At 37.6% G+C, this 3,828-nt stretch carries 5 protein-coding genes and 1 pseudogene; all 6 read left to right on the forward strand.

Translation table 11 applies throughout. The annotated features are described in order from the left end of the window. Nucleotides 1-120: 120 nt before the first annotated feature. The gene (locus ACESM9_RS14970) at nucleotides 121-519 is read left to right on the forward strand and encodes a hypothetical protein (protein ID WP_373000531.1); all 399 of its coding nucleotides are present in this window, start codon (nucleotides 121-123) and stop codon (nucleotides 517-519) included. Nucleotides 520-910: 391 nt separating this feature from the next. After that, entirely contained in the window at nucleotides 911-1,267 is a 357-nt protein-coding gene (locus tag ACESM9_RS14975) for an arsenate reductase family protein (protein ID WP_373000534.1), read from the forward strand. A 242-nt stretch (nucleotides 1,268-1,509) separates the two neighbouring features. After that, the gene (locus ACESM9_RS14980; RefSeq protein WP_373000537.1) at nucleotides 1,510-2,733 is read left to right on the forward strand and encodes an FprA family A-type flavoprotein; all 1,224 of its coding nucleotides are present in this window, start codon (nucleotides 1,510-1,512) and stop codon (nucleotides 2,731-2,733) included. 38 nt (nucleotides 2,734-2,771) lie between these two features. Continuing rightward, the gene (locus ACESM9_RS14985) at nucleotides 2,772-3,164 is read left to right on the forward strand and encodes a secondary thiamine-phosphate synthase enzyme YjbQ (protein ID WP_373000540.1); all 393 of its coding nucleotides are present in this window, start codon (nucleotides 2,772-2,774) and stop codon (nucleotides 3,162-3,164) included. Between the two features lie 64 nt (nucleotides 3,165-3,228). Further along, nucleotides 3,229-3,657, forward strand: coding sequence for a bacteriohemerythrin (locus tag ACESM9_RS14990; protein ID WP_373000544.1), 429 nt, complete (start codon nucleotides 3,229-3,231; stop codon nucleotides 3,655-3,657). Further along, a pseudogene (locus tag ACESM9_RS14995) lies at nucleotides 3,647-3,828 on the forward strand (chemotaxis protein CheX); the annotation flags it as partial. The gene ACESM9_RS14990 and the pseudogene ACESM9_RS14995, both read left to right, overlap by 11 nt.

Raw genomic sequence — 3,828 nt, forward strand, 5'->3', positions numbered from 1 at the left:
GGACTTGCTCCTTTCTGGGAGATAATTTGTTTTGTTGCAGAAACATTGTACCAGAAAGTGTGGCAGGTCCTCAATTTTCATTTAACTTTACAAAACGATTTATATAACAGGGAGGTCAAAATGAAAAATAAAAAAAGGATATTAATTAGCGGAATATTTATGTGTTTAGCATTCATAACTTGCTGTATGTTTCCTATCTTAAACTTAACAAAAGAAACTCCAATAAGAATGGAAGTTGTAAACTGGTTAGTAATTGTCATTTCAATTATGTTTTACCATAGCATTGGACAGGCAGAAGCGAAATTATTTACTAATAGTTCGGCAATATTTATAGGTTTATTTAATTTGATTGCTACTATTGTAGGAATGGGAAGCCGATTTTTACTCGAATTTGGTGAAGTGTCGAATACTTACAATTTTACAATTCCGAACATTATATTGCATATCTTAATATCTGTGGTGGTGATTTCAGGCACTTGGCTGTTTTATAAAAAATTAGCGATAGGAAAAACCGATTGATATATTCCCACAAACGAGAGCCGATATTGGATATGTTTCCAGTTACGAGCGTGGATATTTTCCCAAGTTCGAGATTGGGTAAATTTAGTACAAAAAAGCCGTTTTGATAGCTATACCCTCATCTCAAAACATGTTGAGACTGTAACACTGCTTACCCATTAATTCCCCATGCAAGGGCTGCCCAAGAAGACGAACGTAGTGAAGTCTGATTGGCAGCAGGCTACTGCTGCGACCGTAACACTGCTTACCCATTAATTCCCCATGCAAGGATTGCCCAAGAAGATGAGCAAAGCGAAGTCTGATTGGCTGCAATCTACTGCTGAGTGTATGGTGTTGATAAAAAGAGTGGAGAAACAGTAGAACTGAAAAAAAGAGAGAATGGAGGAATATTATGATATTTGTATGTTACCCGAAATGAACTACCTGCCAGAAGGCTAAGAAGTTGCTGGAAGCAAACGGCGTTGCCTTTGAAGAAAGGCATATTAAAGAAAACAATCCTACAATGGAGGAATTGAAGGATTGGCATAAGAAGAGCGGTCTGCCACTGAAGAAGTTCTTCAATACCAGCGGATTGCTGTATAAGGAATTGAAGCTGAAGGACAAGCTCCCGACCATGAGCGAGGATGAACAATATAGCCTGCTTGCATCAGACGGTATGCTTGTGAAGCGGCCTATTCTTATCGGTGACAGTTTTGTTCTTGTAGGATTTAAGGAAACTGATTGGAAAGCTGCCCTTGGCATCGAATAACTGACCTTGCTATAAACAGCAAAACCTCCACCTACAGTTATTATAATGACTGTAGGTGGAGGTTTATAGCTGTTATTGCTTGGAATGAGTTGATAAGTTTATTAGTCATTTCGATATATTAGAAAATATTGTATAATATTTATATACCTTCTAATTATTTACCCATGAACCACGGGTAATTAGCATTAAGCTAAAGCAATTTTACCATGGATATTTTACAATAAATATAAGGAGGATGGGGTATGAAGAAGTTGAAAACTGCAGACGGAATACATATGCTTACTATGAATGTTGAGGATATATTATTTGAGGGAATTTGGGAGCTTGCAAATGGAGTGACTCTTAACTCCTATATAGTTCAGGGAGAAAAGACTGCAATAATTGATGGCGTAATTGGTTGGGATGGGATACCTGAAACCCTTTATAGAAGCTTAGAAGAGATAGGTGTTGAGCCCCAAAATATAGACTATCTGATTGTAAACCATATGGAACCAGACCATTCTGGCTGGATATCAAACTTCCAAAAAATTAAGGATGATTTTACAATTATATGTACTGATAAAGCTGCAAAGATGGTAGCCTCCTTTTATGGTGAAGACAATATAAGGATTGTAAAAGAAGGAGATATTCTAGACCTTGGAAAGGGTAAGGTATTGAGTTTCCATCCAGTACCAAATGTTCACTGGCCAGACACCATGTACACCTATGAAAGAGATACAAAAACTCTCTTCTCATGCGATATGTTTGGAGCATTTGGTAGGATGGGGGATCATTGTTTTGATGATGAGCTGACACCTGAAGAGATAGATTTCTTTGAATCTGAAGGAATAAGGTATTATTCCAATGTAATGACAACTTTTACACCTAGTTTGAGAAAGGCAATTGAGAAAGCAAAAGCCTTAGAAATAAATATCATAGCACCTGGCCATGGTCCAGTTTATAGAAAAAATCCTCAAAAAATTATTGATGATTATTCTAGGTTTTCTAGATATGCTGAAGGGGCAGGTAAGAATGAAGTCACAATATTGTGGGGATCCATGTATGGAATGACTGCAAAAGCAGTTGATTACGTTGAAGGAATACTTAAAAGAGAGGGCGTCAAATACAACAAGCTGGAAATGCCACTAGATAGTGATAGTGAAATGATCGCAACTGTTTTTAAATCTGCAGGGATAATTATTGCAGCACCTACTTATGAGTATAAGCTATTCCCACCGGTTGCAGCAGCTTTGGATGAGATTGGCAGAAAGAAGATTACTGGTAAGGCAGCATTTAGATTTGGGTCATATGGATGGTCAGGCGGAGCAGAGAAAGAGCTGAATGAAATAATTGAAAGAAATAAGATGAATTGGCATTTCATTGAATCAGTAGAGTTTGAAGGTGCGCCAAAGGAAGAAGACCTGAAAAAGGTGGAAGCTGGAGTATTAAATCTTATAGAAAAGATGAGGGAAAAGTTAGTAGAATAATTCTATATATAAGTGTCCAGAAAAAGGAGGATCGCACTATGCAATACAAAATTCAAACCACAAAGCAACAACAGTTCATTGACATTACAAATAAGGTTGCCGAGGTGGTTAAAATCAGCAATGTACGAGACGGCATTGCAGTCATTTATGTGCCTCATACAACTGCTGGAGTAACAATAAACGAAAATGCTGACCCAGATGTTGTGAAGGATATGATTTCCGCATTGGACAAAACATATCCAGTAAATGGAGAGTATCTTCACTTTGAAGGGAATTCCCACGCTCATATAAAGGCTTCTCTCATGGGATCCTCCTGCACCGTGATAATCCAGGACGGAAAGCTTCTGCTTGGCACATGGCAGGGAATTTACTTTTGTGAATTTGATGGGCCTAGAAATAGAGAATTCTATTTGAAGATTATAAAAGGCTAGTTGGACAGCACTCCTCAGCATATTGAGACAATTTAAGCAGAAATAAGAAAGGAATGTTAGTGTTATGTTATGGAAAGATAATTATGAACTTGGCGTTCCTCATATAGATGAGCAGCATAAAGAATTATTTAGACGTGTCGAATCTTTTTTGAAAGTGTTGCGGTCAAAGGATTGCTGGTATGAGAAAATCCCGAAGATAAATGAGACGCTGGAGTTTATGAAAAGATACGTTGTAGAACATTTCCACGATGAAGAAGAATACCAGAGAAGTATTAATTATCCCGGATATGAAGCTCATAAACAGATACATAACGATATGGTCAAGTATGTGATAGAAGTCTCTAAACAATATGAGCAATCAAATAATAACGAGCAATTGATGCAAGAGTTTGGAGGTAGGTTGCTGGCGTGGCTGATTAATCATGTAGCCGCAGAAGATCAGCGAATAGCGGATTATGCCATAAAGAAAGGAATGAGCGGGAATGAAAGATAAACTTTACAAAGCATTTGTCGATGCAACACAAAATGTATTTAAATTGATGCTCAATGTTTCAGAGATTTCCGCTCATCCGACAGAGAATTTCAATTGCGAAGATGAGATTGATATAGCTATTGGAATAGTTGGTGACCTTCATGGAGAGGTTATTTTCCGTTTCCCGGTAGA

The sequence above is a fragment of the Lutispora sp. genome (genome assembly GCF_041687175.1).
GTDB lineage: Bacteria > Bacillota > Clostridia > Lutisporales > Lutisporaceae > Lutispora.